General features: G+C 66.6%; 20 protein-coding genes and 1 pseudogene. 12 read left to right on the top strand and 9 right to left on the bottom strand.

Annotation, left to right across the window (positions count from 1 at the left end):
• The first annotated feature begins 210 nt into the window (after positions 1 to 210).
• From ACZY0B_RS20110 to ACZY0B_RS20095, 4 genes are read left to right on the top strand one after another with little or no spacing between them, the layout of a single operon-like run.
• Positions 211 to 1,044 (top strand): ATP-binding cassette domain-containing protein, encoded by an 834-nt coding sequence (locus ACZY0B_RS20110; protein ID WP_463765976.1) that lies wholly within the window; start codon positions 211 to 213, stop codon positions 1,042 to 1,044.
• A 6-nt stretch (positions 1,045 to 1,050) separates the two neighbouring features.
• On the top strand, positions 1,051 to 2,166 hold the full coding sequence (gene pstS, locus ACZY0B_RS20105; RefSeq protein ID WP_463765967.1) for a phosphate ABC transporter substrate-binding protein PstS: 1,116 nt from the start codon (positions 1,051 to 1,053) through the stop codon (positions 2,164 to 2,166).
• Between the two features lie 21 nt (positions 2,167 to 2,187).
• Entirely contained in the window at positions 2,188 to 3,228 is a 1,041-nt protein-coding gene (gene pstC / locus ACZY0B_RS20100; protein WP_463765975.1) for a phosphate ABC transporter permease subunit PstC, read from the top strand.
• A gap of 1 nt (position 3,229) precedes the next feature.
• Positions 3,230 to 4,081 (top strand): PstA family ABC transporter permease, encoded by an 852-nt coding sequence (locus ACZY0B_RS20095; protein WP_463765966.1) that lies wholly within the window; start codon positions 3,230 to 3,232, stop codon positions 4,079 to 4,081.
• A gap of 5 nt (positions 4,082 to 4,086) precedes the next feature.
• On the opposite strand, the gene ACZY0B_RS20090 is transcribed toward ACZY0B_RS20095, so the two are convergent.
• The 6 genes from ACZY0B_RS20090 to ACZY0B_RS20065 all read right to left on the bottom strand — a co-directional run bounded on the left by ACZY0B_RS20090 (position 4,087) and on the right by ACZY0B_RS20065 (position 10,348).
• The gene (locus ACZY0B_RS20090; RefSeq protein ID WP_463765965.1) at positions 4,087 to 4,527 is read right to left on the bottom strand and encodes a response regulator; all 441 of its coding nucleotides are present in this window, start codon (positions 4,525 to 4,527) and stop codon (positions 4,087 to 4,089) included.
• Positions 4,524 to 6,110, bottom strand: a complete 1,587-nt coding sequence (locus ACZY0B_RS20085) for a sensor histidine kinase (protein ID WP_463765964.1) — start codon at positions 6,108 to 6,110, stop codon at positions 4,524 to 4,526. The genes ACZY0B_RS20090 and ACZY0B_RS20085 overlap by 4 nt, the downstream gene beginning before the upstream one ends.
• Positions 6,107 to 7,291 carry a PP2C family protein-serine/threonine phosphatase gene (locus ACZY0B_RS20080; RefSeq protein ID WP_463765963.1) on the bottom strand — a complete coding sequence of 395 codons (1,185 nt, stop codon included), beginning with the start codon at positions 7,289 to 7,291 and terminating at the stop codon, positions 6,107 to 6,109. The genes ACZY0B_RS20085 and ACZY0B_RS20080 overlap by 4 nt, the downstream gene beginning before the upstream one ends.
• A gap of 150 nt (positions 7,292 to 7,441) precedes the next feature.
• Positions 7,442 to 8,611, bottom strand: a complete 1,170-nt coding sequence (locus ACZY0B_RS20075; protein WP_463765962.1) for an acyl-CoA dehydrogenase — start codon at positions 8,609 to 8,611, stop codon at positions 7,442 to 7,444.
• Positions 8,612 to 8,634: 23 nt separating this feature from the next.
• On the bottom strand, positions 8,635 to 9,150 hold the full coding sequence (purE, locus tag ACZY0B_RS20070; RefSeq protein ID WP_463765961.1) for a 5-(carboxyamino)imidazole ribonucleotide mutase: 516 nt from the start codon (positions 9,148 to 9,150) through the stop codon (positions 8,635 to 8,637).
• The gene (locus ACZY0B_RS20065) at positions 9,143 to 10,348 is read right to left on the bottom strand and encodes a 5-(carboxyamino)imidazole ribonucleotide synthase (protein ID WP_463765974.1); all 1,206 of its coding nucleotides are present in this window, start codon (positions 10,346 to 10,348) and stop codon (positions 9,143 to 9,145) included. Before ACZY0B_RS20065 ends, purE begins: the two co-directional genes overlap by 8 nt.
• Positions 10,349 to 10,458: 110 nt before the next feature.
• Between ACZY0B_RS20065 and ACZY0B_RS20060 the strand changes: the two genes are divergently transcribed.
• Positions 10,459 to 11,118: a GtrA family protein gene (locus ACZY0B_RS20060; protein WP_463765960.1), complete on the top strand. Its 660-nt coding sequence runs from the start codon at positions 10,459 to 10,461 to the stop codon at positions 11,116 to 11,118.
• On the opposite strand, the gene ACZY0B_RS20055 is transcribed toward ACZY0B_RS20060, so the two are convergent.
• From ACZY0B_RS20055 to ACZY0B_RS20045, 3 genes are read right to left on the bottom strand one after another with little or no spacing between them, the layout of a single operon-like run.
• Positions 11,073 to 11,591 carry a PH domain-containing protein gene (locus tag ACZY0B_RS20055; RefSeq protein ID WP_463765959.1) on the bottom strand — a complete coding sequence of 173 codons (519 nt, stop codon included), beginning with the start codon at positions 11,589 to 11,591 and terminating at the stop codon, positions 11,073 to 11,075. The genes ACZY0B_RS20060 and ACZY0B_RS20055 overlap by 46 nt on opposite strands.
• A gap of 9 nt (positions 11,592 to 11,600) precedes the next feature.
• Positions 11,601 to 12,425, bottom strand: coding sequence for a biotin--[acetyl-CoA-carboxylase] ligase (locus ACZY0B_RS20050; protein WP_463765958.1), 825 nt, complete (start codon positions 12,423 to 12,425; stop codon positions 11,601 to 11,603).
• Positions 12,426 to 12,453: 28 nt separating this feature from the next.
• Positions 12,454 to 14,007, bottom strand: a complete 1,554-nt coding sequence (locus ACZY0B_RS20045; RefSeq protein ID WP_463765957.1) for an FAD-binding protein — start codon at positions 14,005 to 14,007, stop codon at positions 12,454 to 12,456.
• Between the two features lie 39 nt (positions 14,008 to 14,046).
• On the opposite strand from ACZY0B_RS20045, the gene ACZY0B_RS20040 reads away from it, so the two are divergent.
• The 7 genes and pseudogenes from ACZY0B_RS20040 (at position 14,047) to ACZY0B_RS20010 (ending at position 20,405) form a co-directional block, all read left to right on the top strand.
• A complete protein-coding gene (locus tag ACZY0B_RS20040; protein ID WP_463765956.1) occupies positions 14,047 to 15,687 on the top strand; it encodes an acyl-CoA carboxylase subunit beta in 1,641 nt (546 codons plus the stop codon).
• A pseudogene (locus ACZY0B_RS20035) lies at positions 15,630 to 15,977 on the top strand (acyl-CoA carboxylase subunit epsilon); the annotation flags it as partial. The gene ACZY0B_RS20040 and the pseudogene ACZY0B_RS20035, both read left to right, overlap by 58 nt.
• Entirely contained in the window at positions 15,974 to 16,627 is a 654-nt protein-coding gene (locus tag ACZY0B_RS20030; protein WP_463765955.1) for a Maf family protein, read from the top strand. The pseudogene ACZY0B_RS20035 and the gene ACZY0B_RS20030, both read left to right, overlap by 4 nt.
• Positions 16,628 to 16,636: 9 nt before the next feature.
• Positions 16,637 to 17,128 carry a pyridoxamine 5'-phosphate oxidase family protein gene (locus ACZY0B_RS20025; protein WP_463765954.1) on the top strand — a complete coding sequence of 164 codons (492 nt, stop codon included), beginning with the start codon at positions 16,637 to 16,639 and terminating at the stop codon, positions 17,126 to 17,128.
• Between the two features lie 38 nt (positions 17,129 to 17,166).
• The gene (locus tag ACZY0B_RS20020; protein WP_463765953.1) at positions 17,167 to 18,057 is read left to right on the top strand and encodes a sulfurtransferase; all 891 of its coding nucleotides are present in this window, start codon (positions 17,167 to 17,169) and stop codon (positions 18,055 to 18,057) included.
• Positions 18,057 to 18,479, top strand: a complete 423-nt coding sequence (locus tag ACZY0B_RS20015; RefSeq protein ID WP_463765952.1) for a SufE family protein — start codon at positions 18,057 to 18,059, stop codon at positions 18,477 to 18,479. Before ACZY0B_RS20020 ends, ACZY0B_RS20015 begins: the two co-directional genes overlap by 1 nt.
• 132 nt (positions 18,480 to 18,611) lie before the next feature.
• Complete coding sequence (locus ACZY0B_RS20010) at positions 18,612 to 20,405, top strand: acetyl/propionyl/methylcrotonyl-CoA carboxylase subunit alpha (RefSeq protein ID WP_463765951.1); 1,794 nt, start codon at positions 18,612 to 18,614, stop codon at positions 20,403 to 20,405.
• Positions 20,406 to 20,446: the final 41 nt, after the last annotated feature.

Below are 20,446 nucleotides of genomic sequence, written 5' to 3'. Positions count from 1 at the left end.
GGCGGACACACTCACTCCGCCACCGGAGCCCCCGTGCATATAGAAACCTCGGAAGCTGGGTGCAGCCTGAGCGGTGCCTCTGAAGAAATCCAGAATCCTGCGACCGTCATCGAAGCTGGGCGCAGGATGAGCGAGGGCTTTGAAGATGTGCAGAGGATGGCCGCGCATGGTCAGCAGCGCCGTCGAGCGACGTAGCTTGATGGGGTGTTGATAAGTCCCGAACGACTCAGCGGCGAGACCGGTTTGCAGGTAACGAATTTCGCGATGCGGGCGGTCAACCTCACGCTGAGCTTCGGCGCCATGGTAGTGCTCGACGAGGTGAGCCTGGACTTTCCAGCACATGCTGTCACGTCCTTGCTCGGACCGACCGGCTCCGGCAAGACGACCTTCCTGCGCACCCTGAATCGCATGAATGACCGGGTCGCTGGCTACCGGCACAGCGGCGATGTATTGCTCGGCGGGCGCAGCATTTTCAAAACCCAAGACCTGATGGATTTTCGGCGCCGGGTCGGGATGCTGTTCCAGCGTCCCAATCCTTTCCCGATGTCGATTATCGACAACGTGATCGCCGGCGTGCGCGCTCATAAGATGGTGCCGCGCAAGGACTTCAAGAACGTTGCCGAGGCCCGGCTGGCCGAAGTGGGCCTGTGGGATGCGGTCAAGGATCGGCTGCGCGATTCGCCGTTCCGGCTCTCCGGTGGTCAGCAGCAGTTGCTGTGTCTGGCCCGCGCGCTCGCGGTGAACCCAGAAGTGCTGCTGCTCGACGAGCCCACCTCCTCGCTGGACCCCACCACGACCGAGAAGATCGAAGACCTCATTCGATCGCTCACCAACCGGCTCACCGTGATCGTGGTGACGCACGATCTCGGCCAGGCAGCCCGGATAGGTGATCGCACCGCGTTGTTCTTCGACGGCCGGCTCGTCGAGGAGGCGCCCACCGCGCAGTTGTTCTTGTCGCCGAAGCATGCCGAAACAGTCCGGTACATCTCGGGCTTCACAGCCATACAACCGCGTGGGGGCGCAGACGGGGGACGAGAAAGGTGAGGTCCCATGAAGATTCGATTGCGTACCCTATTGGTCGCCGTGCCGGTGCTGCTGGCGGCAACGGCCTGCGGTTCGAGCTCGACGGGCGGTTCGGCGAGTACCGGATCCACGGCAGGTAGCCCTTCGGCGTCGCCGGCGACATCGAAGGTGGCATTGTCGGAGACCGGCGCCACCGAGCTGTACCCACTGATGAATCTCTGGGCTCCGGCCTACAACGCGAAATATCCCAACGTCTCGATCACCACCGGCAGCACCGGATCCGGTGCCGGGATCTCCCAAGCCGCCGCCGGAGCGGTCAACATCGGCGCGTCCGGCGCCTACCTGTCCGGCGGCGATCTGTCCGCGCACCAAGGGCTGATGAACGTCGCGCTGGCGGTCTCCGCCGAGCAGGTGAACTACAACCTGCCCGGGGTTACCGAGCACCTCAAGCTGAACGGCAAGGTGCTGGCGGCGATGTATCAGGGCACGATCAAAACCTGGAACGACCCGCAGATCGCCGCGCTGAACCCCGGGGTGAATTTGCCTGCGACGACGGTGGTTCCGCTACACCGCTCCGACGGGTCCGGTGACACCTTCGTGTTCACCCAGTATCTGTCGAAGCAAGACCCCGACGGCTGGGGTAAGTCACCCGGCTACAACACCACCATCGCCTTCCCCGCGGTGCCCGGTGCGCTGGGGGAGAACGGCGCGGGCGGCATGGTGACCGGCTGCGCTCAAACCCCCGGTTGCGTGGCCTACATCGGCACCAGCTACCTCGACCAAGCCAGCCAGAAGGGGCTGGGCGAGGCCGAATTAGCCAATGCGTCAGGCAGTTACCTGCTGCCCAACGCGCAAAGCGTCGCGGCCGAGGCCGCCGGCTTCGCCGCGCAGACCCCGGCGAACCAGGTGGTTTCGCTGATCAACGGTCCCGCGCCGGAGGGGTACCCGATCGTCAACTACGAGTACGCGGTCGTCTATAGCAACCAGAAGGACCCCGCCGTCGCACAGACGATGCAGGCCTTCCTGCACTGGGCGGTGACCGACGGCAACAGCCCGACCTTCCTGGACCAGTTCCACTTTCAGCCGCTGCCGGCGTCGGTGGCGAAGCTATCCGATGCCCAGATCGCCAAGATCTCCGGCTAAGCAGCTTCGGTGACGCTTCTATTGCCGTCCGGGCTCTGTAACCCCGAGCGTGCGCCGGGCCGCCGCGCACGCCGCGAGGGCCTCGCTATCCGATGGGCCGGTGCGGTGGCCGCGGTAATTCCGCTGCTCGCGCTGGTGTTCGTGCTGGCGACGCTGGTTATCGAGGCGATGGGCGCGATCAGGATCAATGGGCTGCACTTTTTCACGGGCACCGCATGGAACCCGGGCAGCACCTACGGCGACACGGTGATCACCCACGGCGTCGCACATCCAGTCGGCGTCGATTACGGGGCGCTGCCGTTGATCGTCGGCACCCTGGCGAGCTCGGCGATCGCCCTGATCTTCGCGGTGCCGGTGTCCCTCGGCGCCGCATTCGCGATCGCACAACGGTTGCCGAAGCGTCTCGCGTCCGCCGTCGGCATGGTGCTCGAATTGCTCGCCGGCATTCCCAGCGTCGTCGTCGGCCTTTGGGGCGCAATGACGTTCGGACCATTTATCGCTCACCAGGTGGCGCCAGTGATCGCCCGAAACGCGCCGAACGTACCGGTGCTGAACTACTTTCGCGGTAACACCGGCAACGGAGAGGGCATGTTGGTGTCCGGCCTGGTGCTGGCGGTGATGATCGTGCCCATCATCTCCAGCACCTGCCGCGACCTGATCCGGCAGGTGCCGGTGCTGCCTCGCGAGGGTGCGACCGCGCTGGGGATGTCCGACTGGGAGTGCGCGCGCAGGGTCACCCTGCCATGGGTCTCCAGTGGCATTGTCGGCGCCGTGGTGCTGGGACTCGGACGCGCGCTGGGCGAGACGATGGCCGTCGCCATGGTGTCAGGGGCGGAATTGGGCGCGATGCCCACCAATATCTACTCGACAATGACCACCATCGCTGCGACCGTTGTGTCACAACTGGATTCGGCGCTCACCGACTCCACCAACTTCGCGGTGAAGACACTCGCGGAAGTAAGCCTGGTGCTGATGCTGATCACGTTGCTGACGAACATGGCCGCCCGTGCGCTGGTGCGCCGCGCTTCGGGTACCGCGCTACCCGTCGGGCGAGGGGTGTGAGATGGGATCGGTCGCGGTTCGACGCAAGACCGCCAACATTGCCTTCTGGGCGTGCTGCTTCGGTTGCCTTTCAGCGGTGGTAATCCCGACGTTGTGGATGCTGATCGGCGTCGTCAGCCGCGCCTTGCCGGTTTTCCGCTTCAGCGTGCTGGTGCAGGACACCCAGGGCAACGGCGGCGGCCTGCGCAACGCCATCGTCGGGACGGTGGTCCTCGGCGTCGGCGTTATGCTGGTAGGTGGCACCGTGAGCGTGTTAGCAGGAATCTATCTCTCCGAATTCGCAATGGGTAGAACACAATCCATTCTGCGTGGTGCCTACGAGGTGCTGTCCGGCATCCCCGCCATCGTGCTCGGGTACGTCGGCTATCTCGCGCTGGTAGTGAACTTCGACTGGGGGTTTTCCCTGGCGGCCGGGGTGTTGGTGCTCTCCGTGATGAGCATTCCCTACATCACCAAGGCGACCGAGTCGGCACTCGCTCAGGTGCCGACGTCATACCGGGAAGGTGCACAGGCACTGGGTCTTCCGATCAATTGGACGCTGCGCAAGATCGTGCTGAAGCCCGCAATTCCCGGGATCGTCACCGGCACGCTGGTGGCCCTGGCGCTGGCGATCAGCGAAACGGCACCGATGCTCTACACGGCGGGCTGGTCGGCATCGCTGCCAACCGGACAACTTACCCACTCGCCGGTCGGTTACCTGACCTATCCGATCTGGACGTTCTACAATCTGCCGTCCAAGACGGCCCAGGACCTGTCCTACGATGCGGCCTTCTTGCTGATCGTGTTCCTGTTGCTGCTGATCGGCGTCGGGCGGCTGATCACGATATTCGCCCGACGGTATGCGGAGTCCTAGCGCCGCTAGACGCCCGGAAGCCGGACGACCTGAAGGAAGAATTCGTCGATCTGCTTTACCGCGCTGATGAATTGGTCGAGGTCGACCGGCTTGGCGACGTAGGCGTTGGCGTGCAGCTTGTAGCTGCGCACGATGTCTTCCTCCGCCGAGGAGGTGGTGAGCACGACGACCGGGATGCGCGCGAGGTCGGCGTCGGACTTGATCTTTTCCAGCAGCTGGCGACCGTCGTACTTCGGCAGGTTCAGATCCAGCAGGATGAGATCCGGCCGCGGCGCGTCCTCGAACCCCGCGCGCCGGTAAAGGAAGTTCAGGCCCTCTTCCCCGTCGTGTGCGACATGCAGCCGGTTCTGGAATTTATTGTGCTCCAACGCCTCCCGGGTAATGAGTTCGTCTCCCGGATCGTCTTCGACGAGCAGGATCTCGATTGCTCTGCTGGCGGGTGTCATTGACGCGCTCCTTCCAGGGCGGTCGGGCGTTCCACGTCCACAGGAACGGGGAGGGTGAACTCGAATCGGGTTCCGTCGGTGTAGGTCGTGTCGATCCGGACGGTGCCGTCGTGGTATTCGACGATCTTTTTCACCAGCGCCAGCCCAACACCGGTTCCCGGATACACCTCGCGGCCGTGCAGACGCTGGAAAATGACGAAGACCTTGTCCGTGAACTCCTCGGCGATGCCGATACCGTTGTCCGACACCGTCAAAAACCACTGATGAGTGTCGGAACGCAGTTCGCAGTCGATGACGATGCGGGGCGACCGATCGATGTGTCGGAACTTGATCGCGTTGCCAATCAAGTTCTGCCACAACATCGTCAACAGGGTCGGGTCGCCGATGACCTGCGGCAGCGGCCGGCCTGCGCGCACGATCTCGGTGTTCGATTCCTCGATGGCGGCGCCGAGGTTGGCCACCGCCGCATCCAGTGTCGCGTCCAGATCGACCTCGGTGTGCTTGCTGCCCACCCGGCCGACCCTCGAGAAGCTCAGCAAGTCGTTGATCAGCACCTGCATGCGTTTGGCGCCGTCGACCGCGTAGCCGATGTATTCGATACCGCGCTCGTCGAGCTGGTCGCCGTAGCGCTTCTCCAGCAACTGACAGAACGAGGCGACCTTGCGCAGCGGCTCCTGCAGATCGTGTGAAGCGACATAGGCGAACTGCTCGAGTTCGGCGTTGGAGCGCTTCAATTCGATTGCCTGCTCGTCCAGTCGCGCCTCGGCCGCTCGCGAGATGTCGAGCGCCGAAACGATCCGCTGGCGCATGTTCTCTACGTCGATCGCCATGTCCCGAATGTCCTTGGGCCGCCGCGGGAGCGAGATGGATTCGGTGAAGCTGCCCTCGGTGATCCGCCGGCACGACGCGGCCAGCGTCGCGAGCGGACGGGTGATGGCGGCCCGGGTCAGCAGCCCCAACGTGATAGCGAGGCCGAAGAACACCAGCACCACCGCGCCCAGCACCCAGTCCCGCCATGCGGTGACGTCGTTCAATTCGTCAGTAGCATGCGCGGACGCCGCGGTGAAGTCCGCGTTCTGCGTATCGAAAAGCTCACGCAAATGGTCGAATTCGACTTTGCCGCGATCGGCAATTCTACTGCTCGCGACGCCAGGAGAGTTTGGCGTCACGTTCGCGATCAGCGGCTCAGCCGAGCTGGCCCGCCAGTTTGCGGCGGCCCTCTCGATCGCATCCAGGTCGTTGATCAGGTCCATGCGCTGCCCGAGCAACCGCCGGATGTCCTCGGCCGCCGCGTGTTCGGCGTGCTGCCCGTCGTAGTACGGCGTCAGGAACTGCCGGTCGGCGGCGATCACATAACCACGCACACCGGTCTCCTGGTCGCGCAGCGCCGCCTGCAATTGGAAGGCGGCCAACCGCGCCGGCGCTATCTGCTCACTCAGGCCGCGTGATACGTCGTCGGCGCGACTCAGCAACGCCGCGCCGGCGATCGCGCCGGCGAGCACCAGCACGCCCATGCTCAGCAACACCAGGAACAGCCAACCCCGGACGGTGAGCTGCGCCCGCAGATGCGAGTCGGTGATCATGTCGCCGTCCGCTCTATGCGCACCACGGCGATGTCATCGGTAAGGCCGCCCCGTGGCAGGGCGAGTTCCCCGGCGCCGTCGATCAGCGCGTCGACGAAGGCCGCACCGGGTAAGCCGTTGTGGGCACGCGCAAGTGCAAGCAAGCCATCCTCCCCAAGTCGCTCGTTGCCGGTTCCGGAATATCCCTCGAAGAGTCCGTCGGTGAGCAGCATCAGCCCGTGGCCCACCGGCAGTTCCAGCTCGTGCTGCGGCCAGCCGTCGGCACGCAGGCCCAGCGCCGGCCCGGCCGGTGGCTCGATCCATTCCACCGTTCCGGCGCCTTGGCGCAACATGCCCGGATGGCCGGCCCGGATCGAGGTGATGCGCCCGGTGTCGGGCACAATCTCGAGGGACAGGACCGTCGCGAAGATACCGGTGTCGGTTCGTTCGGCGTGCAGCACCCGGTCGAGCTGGTGCATCAGTTCGGTGGCGCGCACGCCGGCGAATGTGAGTGCGCGCCAAGCGATCCGCAACGCCGCGCCCAGCGCGGCCTCGTCGGGCCCGTGTCCGGCGACGTCTCCGATCAACACATGCACGACCCGGTCCGGTGTCTGCACGACGTCGTAGAAGTCACCACACAGCAGCGCGTCCACCCGACTCGGCCGGTACCGGGCCACGATCTCGACACCCGGGTTGTCCAGCAGCAACGGAGAGGGCAGCAGGCCGCGTTCCAGCAGGGCGTTCTCGCGGGCTCGAAGCTGACTCGCATGCAGATCCGCGGCGATGATCTCAACGCGCTTGCGCTCGATCGCGTAAAGCAGCGCACGGCGCAGCATGTCGGGTTCGACTCGGCCCTTGACCAGATAATCCTGTGCCCCGGCCGCGACCGCAGAGGCCCCGAAGAACTCGTCGTTCAAACCGGTCAGCACCACGATCGGTACCGTCGCGTCGCGTTGGGTGATGCGGTCCAACGCCTCGATGCCGCTGGCGTCGGGCAGGTGCAGATCCAGCAGCACGCAGTCGGGCCGGGCCGAAGCCAGCTCACGCTCGGCATGTGCCATCGACTGTGCCCAGGTCACGCGGATGTCATCGACCGCGTGCGCAATCAGGTCTTCGACCAGCACCGCGTCGGCCCGGTCGTCCTCGACCAAAAGCAAAGACAGTGTCTGCCAGTTCGCCGCGGGCGTGACTGGGCTCAGCATCTCGCACCCCTTGCCGCAGTCGTGCCCTCGCCCACTTGGCGCTACGCGTGGCCGCTACATCCCCGAACGGCTGACGCTACGTGAGCTTAGTTGTAGCGCTCGATCTTATTCGGCGGGCTGATTTTCAAGCTAACGGGTCCCAGGGAAACGTCAGCGCAGTAGCGCGCGCGACATCACCACGCGCTGAATCTGATTGGTGCCCTCGTAAATCTGGGTGATCTTGGCGTCGCGCATCATCCGCTCGACGGGGAAGTCGATGGTGTAGCCGGCGCCGCCGAACAGCTGCACGGCGTCGGTGGTGACCTCCATCGCGACATCGGAGGCAAAGCATTTCGACGCCGCCGAGATGAATCCCAGATTCGACTCGCCGCGTTCGGCCCGGGCGGCGGCGCTGTAGACCATCAGCCGGGCGGCCTCCACCTTCATCGCCATGTCGGCCAGCATGAACTGCACGCCCTGGAAGGTGCTGATCGACGAGCCGAACTGTTTGCGGTCCTTGGTGTACGCGATCGCGGCGTCCACCGCGCCCTGCGCGATGCCCACGGCCTGAGCACCGATGGTGGGACGGGTGTGGTCCAACGTGGCCAGCGCCGTCTTGAAACCGGTGCCGGGCTCGCCGATGATGCGGTCACCGGGGATGCGGCATTCCTCGAAGTACAACTCGGTGGTCGGTGAGCCCTTGATGCCCAGCTTTTTTTCCTTCGGACCGACGGTGAAGCCCTCGTCGTCCTTGTGCACCATGAACGACGAGATGCCGTTGGCGCCCTTGTCGGGATCGGTCACCGCCATCACGGTGTACCACGTCGACTTGCCGCCGTTGGTGATCCAGCACTTGGCGCCGTTGAGGATCCAGTCGTCCCCGTCGGCCTTGGCGCGGGTCCGCATCGCTGCCGCGTCACTGCCGGCCTCGCGCTCGCTCAGGGCGTAGGAGGCCATTGCGCTGCCATCGGCGATCGACGGCAACACCTGCTTCTTCAGCTCGTCGGAGCCGCGCAGGATCAGGCCCATGGTGCCGAGCTTGTTGACCGCCGGGATCAGCGACGCCGAGGTGTCGACGCGGGCGACCTCCTCGATGACGATGCAGGCCGCGACCGAGTCGGCGCCCTGGCCGCCGTACTCCTCGGGTACATGCACGGCGTTGAAACCCGAGGCGTTCAGTGCGTCCAGCGCCTCCTGGGGGAAGCGGGCGTTCTCGTCGACATCGGCGGCGTGCGGAGCGATTTCCTTCTCCGCCAGCGCCCGGATAGCGGCCCGTAATTCCTGGTGCTCTTCGGGCAGTTGGAACAGATCGAAGTCGGGGTGTCCCGCCCATCCAGCCATCTTGAGATCTCCTAGCCCTCTTACTACTCGCCGGTAACTTTACCCTGGAGCTCCTGCAGGGCCGCATCCTTGGCCCGCACGCTCTCGGCCAGCTGCTCGGAGAACGCGACGATCCGGGCCCGCAGCGCCGGGTCGGAGGATGCGAGAATCCGAACCGCCAGCAAGCCGGCGTTGCGGGCGCCGCCGATGGAGACGGTGGCCACCGGAACACCGGCAGGCATCTGCACGATCGACAGCAGCGAGTCCATGCCGTCCAGCCGGGCCAGCGGCACCGGCACCCCGATCACCGGCAGCGGCGTCGCGGACGCGACCATGCCGGGCAGGTGCGCGGCGCCCCCGGCGCCCGCGATGATCACCTCGATGCCGCGGTCGGCCGCGCCGCGGGCGTAATCGAACATCACGCCCGGGGTGCGATGTGCCGAGACCACCCGGACCTCGGCCGGGATATCGAACTCGGCCAACGCCTCGGCCGCATCCTGCATCACCGACCAGTCGCTGTCGCTGCCCATGATCACCCCGACGCGGGGGTCTTCACTCATGTGGATCCCATCCGTCCGCCCACTGCCCAACTGACATCCAGTGTGCCGCCAGCTCGGCGCGTTCACGCAGCTTCGGCAAGTCCGCGATGTCGCCGCCCAGGAAATTGATGTGCCCGACCTTGCGGCCCGGGCGCTCGGCCTTGCCGTACAGGTGCACCCGGGCGTCGGGCATCCGCGCGTAGAGGTGGTGCAATCGTTCGTCGACGGTCATCTCCGGCGGCTGTGCGGCGCCCAGCACGTTGGCCATGACCGTCACCGGCGCGATGGCATCGGTGTCGCCGAGCGGGTAGTCCAGCACCGCCCGCAGATGCTGTTCGAACTGGCTGGTGCGCGCCCCGTCCATCGTCCAGTGCCCGGAGTTGTGCGGCCGCATCGCGAGCTCGTTGACCAGCAGTGCGCCGTCGCTGGTCTCAAACAACTCGACGGCAAGCACCCCGACCACGCCGAGTTCGGCGGCCAGCCGCAGTGCCAGCTGCTGTGCCGCGGCGGCCACGCCCTGGGGTAGCTCCGGGGCGGGCGCGATCACCAGCACGCAGATGCCGTCGTCTTGCACCGTCTCCACCACCGGCCACGCGGCCCCCTGGCCGAACGGTGAGCGGGCCACCAGCGCCGACAATTCGCGGCGCAGGTTCACCTGCTGCTCAGCCATTACCGGCACCCCGTCGGCCAGGAAACTGGCCGCGATGTCGCGGGCATGCGAAGGGTCGCGGGCCATCCGCACCCCGCGGCCGTCGTAACCTCCGCGGATCGCCTTGACGACCACCGGGCCGCCCATACGCTGCGCGAAGGCATCGAGGTCGTCGACACTTCGGATCTCGGCATAGTGGGGCACCGGGACGCCGAGGGCCTCCATCCGTCGGCGCATGACGAGCTTGTCTTGAGCGTGCACCAGCGCCTGCGGCGGCGGCGCCACATTGACGCCCTCGGCGACCAGCTTCTCCAGCAGCTCGGTCGGGGCGTGCTCGTGGTCGAAAGTCAGCGCATCGGCGCCGGCGGCGACCCGACGCAGGTCTTCCAGCTCGGTGTGCGACCCGATCACCACATCGGGGCTGACCAGGGCGGCGGGCTCGTCGGCGGATGTGGCCAGCACCCGCAGGCTCTGGCCCAGCGCGATGGCGGCCTGGTGCGTCATCCGGGCTAGTTGACCCCCGCCGACCATGGCGACCAACGGGATGCGTGTACTCGGCACGGCCATCATGGTGTCACGGCAGACAAGTGCGCAGACCAAAGCGTGTTGACCGGCCACGACGCGGAATCGTTAGGTACCATTTTGCGCCGTTTTCGCGTCCGTCCGTACACTCTCGTGTTGTGTCCTTCGCCGATGCCACAATCGCGCGCTTGCCTGCGGCCATTCAGCCCTATGCACAGCGCCATCATGAGTTCATCAAATTTGCCATCGTCGGGGGCACCACGTTCATCATCGACTCGGCAATTTTCTACACCCTCAAGCTGACGATTCTGGAGACCAAGCCGGTCACGGCCAAGGTTATCGCCGGCATCGTCGCGGTCATCGCGTCCTACGTGCTGAACCGAGAGTGGAGCTTCCGCAATCGGGGCGGCCGCGAACGCCACCACGAGGCGCTGCTGTTCTTCGCATTCAGCGGCGTGGGCGTGCTGCTGAGCATGGCGCCGCTGTGGGTCTCCAGCTACGTCCTGCAGCTGCGGGAGCCGGCAGTGTCGCTGACCGTGGAAAACATCGCCGACTTCGTCTCTGCTTACGTCATCGGCAACCTGCTGCAGATGGCATTTCGCTTCTGGGCGTTCCGGCGCTGGGTGTTCCCCGACCAATTCGCCCGCGACCCCGACAAGGTGCTGGAGTCCGCGCTTACCGCGGGCGGTATCGCCGAGGTCTTCGAGGACGAGGTCGAGTCCGGCAACGTCACCCTGCTGCGCGCGTGGCGCAACCGGGCGAGTCGGACTACTCAGCTCGGCGACTCCTCGGAACCCAGGGTGTCGAAGACTTCGTGATACAGCAGCGCGTGCACCTCGCGTAGCCGCGGAATGTTGTAGAACTCCAACGGATCTTGTGACGCCGACTCGATAATCAGCGTCCCGGTGCGAAACGGGCGCTCCCAAATCTTGTCCCGGAATTCGACGCTGTTAATCCGCGCCAGCGGGATATCGATGCCGCCGCGGGTCAGCAATCCGTGCCGATACATCACCCGGCGATTGGTGACGACGAAATGTGTGGTGAGCCAAGTCAAGAACGGCCACAGCGTCAGCCAGCCGACGATCACCAACCAGATCCCCCAGATGACGCCGTAGATGATGTTCTTGGCGACCTGCTCCCAATGCGTGGAGTTGACGTAGCCCGACCCGAACGCCGCCAGCCCGGTCACCAGGATGAAAGTCACCACGGGCCAAATCAATCGCTTCCAATGCGGATGGCGATGTATGACGACCTGTTCGCCGGCGGCCAGGGCGTTATCGGGATAACTCATGTGGTGACATTAGCTCCGCAAATGCACGACGTCACCGGCGGAAACGACGACGGTCTCGTTACCGGTCTCCAAACAGAGCCGGCCGTGATCGTCGACAGCGCTGGCGGTCCCGACGATCTCCTTGCCGCCGGGCAGCGCAGCTCGCACCCTGGCGCCGATGGTCAGGCTGCGCGCGCGGTAGTCGGCCGCCAATTGCCAGTCGGCCCCACGCGCGGCCTGCCACCCGACGAGCCGCGGGCCGAGCTCGCGCAACACCGCGCTGACCAGCCGGCCGCGGTCGGGCGCGGCCACGCCCAAGTCGAGCAGCGAGGTCGCCCCCGGCCCGTCGACCTCCTCAGGCGCCTGAGTTACGTTGAGCCCCAAGCCAATTACCACCACCGGCCGCGAGACCTCGGCGAGGATTCCGGCCAGCTTGCCTTTGGACCCGGGCGGGCCGGCCAGCACATCGTTGGGCCACTTGAGGCCCAGTTCCACACCGGTCCCTTGAAGTAGTGGGGCCACGGCGTCGACCACCGCCACACCGGTGGCCAGCGGCAGCCAGCCCCACCCGGTGACCGGGACGTCGACGACGCTGACCGCGAGCGACATCGTGATCTGCGCCCGTGGGGACGCCGACCAGGCGCGGCCGTGGCGACCGCGGCCCGCGGTCTGATGCTCGGCGATCAGCACCGCTCCGGCGATGTCATTGCCCGCCGCCGCACGGGCCAACAGGTCGGCGTTCGTGGAACCGGTCTGCTCGACGACATCGAGGCGCCGCCAACCCAATCCGGTCCCGACAAGCTCGCTGCGCAGTGCGGCCGCATCCAGTGCCGGCCTCAAGGATTCTCGGTCCATCGCCGTCCAGCCTAGAGCGCCGGACTGGTCAAAGGCGCCGGTCTCGCATGTCCAGCACGGCCAAGTGGCTGAACAGCATGCTCGTCCCGATCGGGTTGCCCCCACCGGGATACGCCAGCCCGCTGGGCGCGGCCATCGTGTTGCCCGCCGCGTACAGGCCGGGGATGGGATTGCCGGAGGTGTCGAGCACCCGCGCCGCGGTGTCGGTGCGCAGGCCGCCCTTGGTGCCCAGATCGGACAGGCCGAACGCCGCGGCGTGATACGGCGGGCGGTCGATGGGCACCAGCGGCGACGCACCCCCGGAGAACGCGCGATCGAATGCCTCGTCGCCCCGGCCGAAGTCCTCGTCGGCGCCGCAGGCGGCAAAACCGTTGAACCGGACCACCGTTGCCGCCAGCGCAGCGCCCGGCACCCCGATCTTGGCGGCCAGTTCCTCCAGCGTGTCCGCCGAGTGCCACAAGCCGGCGGCGACGTACTTCTCGGTCTCCACGATGCTGACGTTGGCCGCCTTCACCGGCGGCACCTCGCCCTCCTTGTCGTCGTAGATCATCCAGTACGGCAACGTGATCGACCCGTCTTGCAGCTGCGCGATGATCTCGCGGCCGGCCCGGTCGTAGGCCTGGGACTCGTTGACGAACCGATTGCCGGACTGGTTGACGAAGATGCCGCCGGTGAACCACAGCGCGAACGCGGAGCGACCGTCGGGATGGGTCATGCCCGGCGACCACCACGCCTGATCCAGCAGGTCGGTGTCCGCGCCCGCGGCGATGCCGGCTTGCAGCGCCAGACCGCGACTTCCGGGGCCGCCCATGGTGTCTCGCGCCACGCCCGGCACGCCGTATTCGCCGCGCAACTCCTCGTTGCCTTCGAAGCCGCCGGCGGCGAGCAGCACGCCGCGCCGGGTGCGGATCGCCCGGCGCTCGCCGGCGGTCTCGACGATCGCTCCCGTCACGGCCCCGTCGGACACCACCAGCTCGACCAGCGCGGTGTCGCGCTGCAGCGACGCGGTCGGATACTGCTCGATCGCCTTGAGGAATCGCGCGATCAGGGCGCGGCCACCGAGGTAGTAGTCGGACGGCGTTTCGGCGCCGAGCCGGTCGGTGTCCAGCGGCCCGCGGATCGCATCGCGCAGTTCGGGAGCGGCGGCCACCTTCCACGGCTTCGCGGCGATGTGGCGCTGACCGTCCAGGCGCGCTTTCGGTGCCTTGCCGTAGTAGTCGGGCCACGGCAACGGCACGAACTTCAGGTTCGGATCTTGTTCCAGATACTCGATCAGCGGCGCGCCACCGCGGACGAAGGTCTCTTGCAGTTCGCGGGGAGTCCGGTCGCCGACCACCGCCTGGTAGTAGGTGAGCGCGTCCTCGATGGTGTCGTCGGTGCCGGCCCGGACAAGCACCGGATTGCCGGGGAACCAGACGCCGCCACCACCGGAGTAAGCAGTCGTGCCACCGAATTTCGCAGTCGCCTCGACCAGCAGCACCTCCAGGCCTTCACGCGCCGCGGTGTACGCGCCGGTGACCCCGCCGCCGCCCGACCCCGCGACCAGTACGTCGCACTCGTGACTCCACTCCACCGTGCCCATAGTCAGCTGAGACTATCCGCGCCGCTAAACTCGACTCCCATGACGAGCGTTACCGACCACACCGCGGAACCCGCTGCCGAGCACACCATCGACATCCACACCACCGCGGGCAAGCTGGCCGAACTGCACAAGCGCCGCGAAGAGTCGCTGCACCCGGTCGGTGAAGAGGCCGTCGAGAAGGTGCACGCCAAGGGCAAGCTGACCGCCCGCGAGCGCATCCTCGCCCTGCTCGACGAGGACTCGTTCGTCGAGCTCGACGCCCTGGCCAAGCACCGCAGCACGAACTTCGGCCTGGAAAGCAATCGCCCGCTCGGCGACGGCGTGATCACCGGCTATGGCACCATCGACGGCCGCGACGTGTGCATCTTCAGCCAGGACGCCACGGTGTTCGGCGGCAGCCTCGGCGAGGTGTACGGCGAGAAGATCGTCAAGGTCCAGGAACTGGCAATCAAGACCGGCCGCCCACTGATCGGCATCAACGACGGAGCCGGCGCGCGGATCCAGGAAGGCGTCGTCTCGCTCGGCCTCTACAGCCGCATCTTTCGCAACAACATCCTGGCCTCCGGCGTCATCCCGCAGATTTCGCTGATCATGGGTGCCGCCGCCGGCGGGCACGTGTACTCCCCTGCCCTGACCGACTTCGTGGTGATGGTCGACCAGACCAGCCAGATGTTCATCACCGGACCCGACGTGATCAAGACGGTCACCGGCGAGGACGTCACGATGGAAGAGCTCGGTGGCGCCCACACCCACATGGCCAAATCGGGCACGTTGCACTACGTCGCCTCCGGTGAGCAGGACGCCTTCGACTGGGTCCGCGACCTGCTCGGCTACCTGCCGCCCAACAACTTCACCGACCCGCCCCGCTACGCGGTCCCGGCGCCGGCAGGTCCGATCGAAGAAAACCTCACCGACGAGGACCTCGAGCTGGACACGCTGATCCCGGACTCGCCCAACCAGCCCTACGACATGCACGAGGTCATCACCCGGATCCTCGACGACGACGAGTTCCTGGAGGTCCAGGGCGGCTATGCGCAGAACATCGTCGTCGGGTTCGGCCGCATCGACGGCCGGCCGGTCGGGATTGTCGCCAACCAGCCCACCCAGTTCGCGGGCTGCCTGGACATCAACGCCTCGGAGAAGGCAGCCCGGTTCGTGCGAACCTGCGACTGCTTCAACATCCCGATCATCATGCTGGTGGACGTCCCGGGCTTCCTGCCGGGCACCGGCCAGGAATACAACGGCATCATCCGGCGCGGCGCCAAGCTGCTGTACGCCTACGGCGAGGCCACCGTCCCCAAGATCACCGTCATCACCCGCAAGGCCTACGGCGGCGCCTACTGCGTCATGGGTTCCAAGGACATGGGCTGCGACGTCAACCTGGCCTGGCCGACCGCGCAGATCGCGGTGATGGGGGCATCCGGTGCCGTCGGCTTCGTTTACCGCCAGCAGCTCAAGCAGGCGGCTTCCGAAGGCAAGGACGTCGACGAGCTGCGCCTGCAGTTGCAGCAGGAGTACGAGGACACGTTGGTCAACCCCTACGTCGCCGCCGAGCGCGGATACGTCGACTCGGTCATCCCGCCGTCGCACACCCGCGGTTACATCGCCACGGCGCTGCGCCTGATGGAACGCAAGATCTCCCACCTGCCGCCGAAGAAGCACGGGAACATTCCCCTGTGAGTCGAGTGAGCGGAGCGAACGAAGTGAGTGACGGGAACGGTTCGGCTCCGGTGACCGACGAGGTTGCCGAGACGCCGAAGTCGCACGAGCCGCACATCCGCATCCTGCGCGGTCGCCCCACCGACGCGGAGCTCGCCGCGCTGATCGTGGTGCTGGGCAGCTCCGGGGGCGCGCCCGCGCAGCCAACGACCGAGAGCACCCGCTGGGGCCTTCCGGTCGACAAGTTGCGCTTCTCGATGTCCAACTACCAGCGACTCACGATGCAGCAAATAGCCCATATGAAGCGTTGACCCGAGTCGTGCTCGGGTCGGCGTCGGCCGGCCGCCTCAAGGTGCTGCGCCAGGCTGGCATCGATCCAATGGTCGTCGTCTCCGGCGTCGACGAGGATCGCCTGATTGCCGATCTGGGACCGAAAGCCGCACCGGGCGACGTGGTTTGCGCGCTGGCCCGCGCCAAGGCCGAGCAGGTGGCAAGTGAGTTGGATAGCTCCGTTGGGACGGATTGCGTTGTTATCGGCTGTGATTCGATGCTGTACCTCGACGACCAGCTGTGCGGCAAGCCACAGTCCCTTGCCGCCGCGCGCCAACTCTGGCAGGCGATGGCGGGACGCTCGGGCCAGCTCCATACCGGCCATTGCGTTATCCGGTTGCGGGACAACGCAATTACCCACTGTGAGGCGCAAACATCAATCACCACAGTGCATTTCGGAACGCCTGCGGCCGATGACCTGGAGGCATACCTGGCCGACGGGGAATCATTGCGGGTCGCCGGCGGCTTCACCCTCGACGGCCTGGGCGGATGGTTCATCGACGGTGTGGACGGCGATCCGTCGGCCGTGGTGGGTATCGGACTGCCGCTGACGCGCTCGCTGCTGCGCCGCGCGGGGCTGTCCATCGCGGCGCTGTGGGCGGACAACGCCGCGCCCGTCGCAAACTCCTAGTGTCGGGCTGTGACCGCCACCTGGACGGAGTTCGTCGCCGAAGCGCCCGCCATCGCCGAAATCTTCGCTCGGCGCCATCTGGCCACTGGCAGTCTGTGCATGCTCGCGACCATTCGATCCGACGGGTTCCCGCGCATCTCTCCGATGGAGCCCCGGATTTTCGAAGGCCAGTTGTGGCTGCCGGGGATGCCGGGCACCACGAAATTCGCCGATCTGCTGCGTGATCCACGGTTTTGCCTGCACACCGCAACGGTCGACACCCGGCTGGCCGATGGTGACGCCAAGCTGTGGGGCCTCGCGCAGGACTGCACCGACTCCGCGCGGCGCGAGCGGTTCGTCGAGGACTTGGTGGCGGACACCGGATTGGATCTGCGCGGCGAGGAATTCGCCTTCTTCGGCACGAAGATCACCGGCGCATCAGCGATCGAGCTGCACGACGAGCGCCTCGACATCACCGTGTGGAAGCCGGGTCAGCCAGAACGCATGGCAAAGAAAGACTGAGGCGCCCCCGACCGTCGGCGCTGAGTAGGCTTTGGCATGTGCCGCTTCCCCCCGATTCAAGTCCTACCCTGTCGGCTTACGCCCACCCCGAACGGTTAGTCACCGCCGACTGGTTGTCCGGCCACATGGGCTCACCCGGTCTGGCGATCGTCGAATCCGACGAGGACGTGTTGCTCTACGACGTCGGGCACATTCCCGGCGCGGTCAAGATTGACTGGCACACCGACCTCAACGACCCGCGAGTGCGCGACTACATCTCCGGTGAGCAGTTCGCGGAGCTGATGGACCGCAAGGGCATCGCCCGCGACGACACCGTGGTGATCTACGGCGACAAGAGCAACTGGTGGGCGGCCTACGCGCTGTGGGTGTTCACGTTGTTCGGCCACCCCGATGTGCGGCTGCTCAACGGCGGGCGTGATCTCTGGCTGTCCGAGCGACGGGACACCAGCCTGGAGGTGCCGACCACCACCTCGACCGGCTACCCCGTCGTCTCGCGCAACGACGCACCGATCCGCGCCTACAAGGACGACGTGCTGGACATCCTCGGCAGCCAGCCGCTGATCGACGTGCGCTCGCCCGAGGAGTACACCGGCAAGCGCACGCACATGCCCGACTACCCCGAGGAGGGTGCGCTGCGTGCGGGCCACATCCCCACCGCCCGGTCGATTCCGTGGGGCAAGGCGGTCGACGAGAGCGGCCGGTTCCGCAGTCGCGAGGAGCTCGAAGAGCTGTACGGCTTCCTGCAGCCGGACGACAAGACCGTCGTCTATTGCCGCATCGGTGAGCGATCCAGCCACACCTGGTTCGTGCTCACCCACCTGCTGGGCAAGGCGGGAGTCCGCAATTACGACGGGTCGTGGACCGAGTGGGGCAACACCGTGCGGGTGCCGATCGTCGCGGGCGAGAGCCCTGGAGCAGTACCGGCCTGATGACACTGCCCGCACCGCTGGCCGAGGTGGTGTCCGACTTCGCCGAAGTTCAGGGCCAGGACAAGCTGACGCTGCTGCTGGAATTCGCGAACGACCTTCCGGCGCTCCCGTCCGACCTCGAAGAGGCGGCGATGGAGCCGGTTCCCGAGTGCCAGTCGCCGCTGTTCCTGCATGTGGACGCGCACGACCCGAACCGGGTGCGGTTGTATTTCAGCGCTCCGGCCGAAGCGCCGACCACGCGCGGATTTGCCTCGATCCTGGCCGCCGGCCTCGACGAGCAACCCGCCGCCGAAATCCTGGCAGTGCCCGAGGATTTCTACAGCGAGCTGGGCCTGGCCGCTCTGATCAGCCCGCTGCGGTTACGCGGCATGTCGGCGATGCTGGCCCGCATCAAACGACGATTGCGGGATACCGCCGAGTAACCTCCGAATTCCGACACCGCCTCACCGCCCCGGCGGCGCGGCGCTTAGACTTCCCCCGAAATCGTTGTAAGAAATTCTCTTAGAGAAGCACGCAGAACAATGTCTGCGAACAGATGCCAAACAGGAGGCGCAGTGGCTAGTCACGCCAGCTCGAGGATCTCCAAGGTGCTCGTTGCGAACCGCGGCGAAATCGCTGTCCGGGTGATCCGTGCGGCCCGCGACGCGGGCCTGTCCAGCGTGGCGGTGTACGCCGAGCCCGACGCCGACGCACCCCACGTGCGTCTGGCCGATGAGGCGTTCGCTTTGGGGGGCCAGACTTCCGCGGAGTCCTACTTGGACTTCGGCAAAATTCTCGACGCGGCAGCCAAGTCCGGCGCCAACGCGATCCACCCCGGCTACGGCTTCCTGTCGGAGAACGCCGACTTCGCCCAGGCGGTCCTCGACGCGAACCTGATCTGGATCGGGCCCAGCCCACAGTCGATCCGCGACCTCGGCGACAAGGTCACCGCCCGCCACATCGCCGCCCGCGCGCAGGCCCCGCTGGTACCCGGCACCCCCGACCCGGTCAAGAACGCCGACGAGGTGGTGGCCTTCGCCAAGGAGTACGGCGTGCCGGTCGCCATCAAGGCCGCCTTCGGCGGCGGCGGCCGGGGCATGAAGGTGGCCCGCAGCATCGAGGAGATCCCCGAGCTGTTCGAGTCGGCCACCCGCGAGGCGGTCGCGGCGTTCGGCCGCGGTGAGTGCTTCGTCGAGCGCTACCTGGACAAGCCGCGCCACGTCGAGGCGCAGGTGATCGCCGATCAGCACGGCAACGTCATCGTCGCCGGCACCCGGGACTGCTCGCTGCAGCGCCGCTTCCAGAAGCTGGTCGAGGAGGCGCCGGCGCCGTTCCTGACCGACGCGCAGCGCAAGGAGATCCACGAATCGGCCAAGCGCATCTGCAAAGAGGCGCACTACTACGGGGCCGGCACCGTCGAATACCTGGTCGGCCAGGACGGCCTGATCTCCTTCCTGGAGGTCAACACCCGTCTGCAGGTCGAGCACCCGGTCACCGAGGAGACCGCGGGCATCGACCTGGTGCGCCAGCAGTTCAAGATCGCCAACGGCGACAAGCTGGACCTCACCGAGGACCCGGCGCCGCGCGGGCACGCCATCGAGTTCCGGATCAACGGCGAAGACGCCGGACGAGGCTTTTTGCCCGCACCCGGCCCGGTCACCCGCTACGACATCCCCACCGGCCCCGGTGTCCGCCTGGACTCCGGCGTGGAGGCGGGCTCGGTGATCGGCGGCCAGTTCGACTCGATGCTGTCCAAGCTGATCGTGTACGGCGCCACCCGCGAGGAAGCGCTGGCGCGCTCGCGCCGGGCGCTGGACGAATTCCACGTCGAGGGCCTGGCCACGGTCATCCCGTTCCACCGCGCCGTGGTCTCCGACCCCGCGTTCATCGGTGACGACGACGGCTTCACGGTGCACACCCGCTGGATCGAGACGGAGTGGGACAACACGATCGAGCCGTTCACCGGCGGCGAGCCCCTCGACGAGGAGGACACCCAGCCGCGGCAGAAGGTGGTCGTCGAGGTCGACGGCCGTCGGCTGGAGGTATCGCTGCCCGGCGATCTGGCGCTGTCCAACGGCGCCGCGGATCCCGCCGGTGTGGTGCGCAAGAAGCCGAAGCCCCGCAAGCGCGGCGGGCACGGCGGCGCCGCGGCCTCCGGTGACGCGGTCACCGCGCCGATGCAGGGCACCGTCGTCAAGGTCGCGGTCTCCGAAGGGCAGGAGGTCGCCGTCGGCGACCTGGTCGTGGTCCTCGAGGCGATGAAGATGGAGAACCCGGTCACCGCGCACAAGGAGGGCACCATCACCGGACTCGCGGTCGAGCCGGGCGCTGCCATCACTCAGGGCACGGTGCTCGCCGAGATCAAATAGCTGCCGAGCAGGCTTCCTGGAAATCAGCTAGGTAAACGTTG

It is taken from the genome of Mycobacterium sp. IDUB_19 (assembly GCF_055419445.1).
This window is presented reverse-complemented; position numbering and strand designations above follow the sequence as displayed.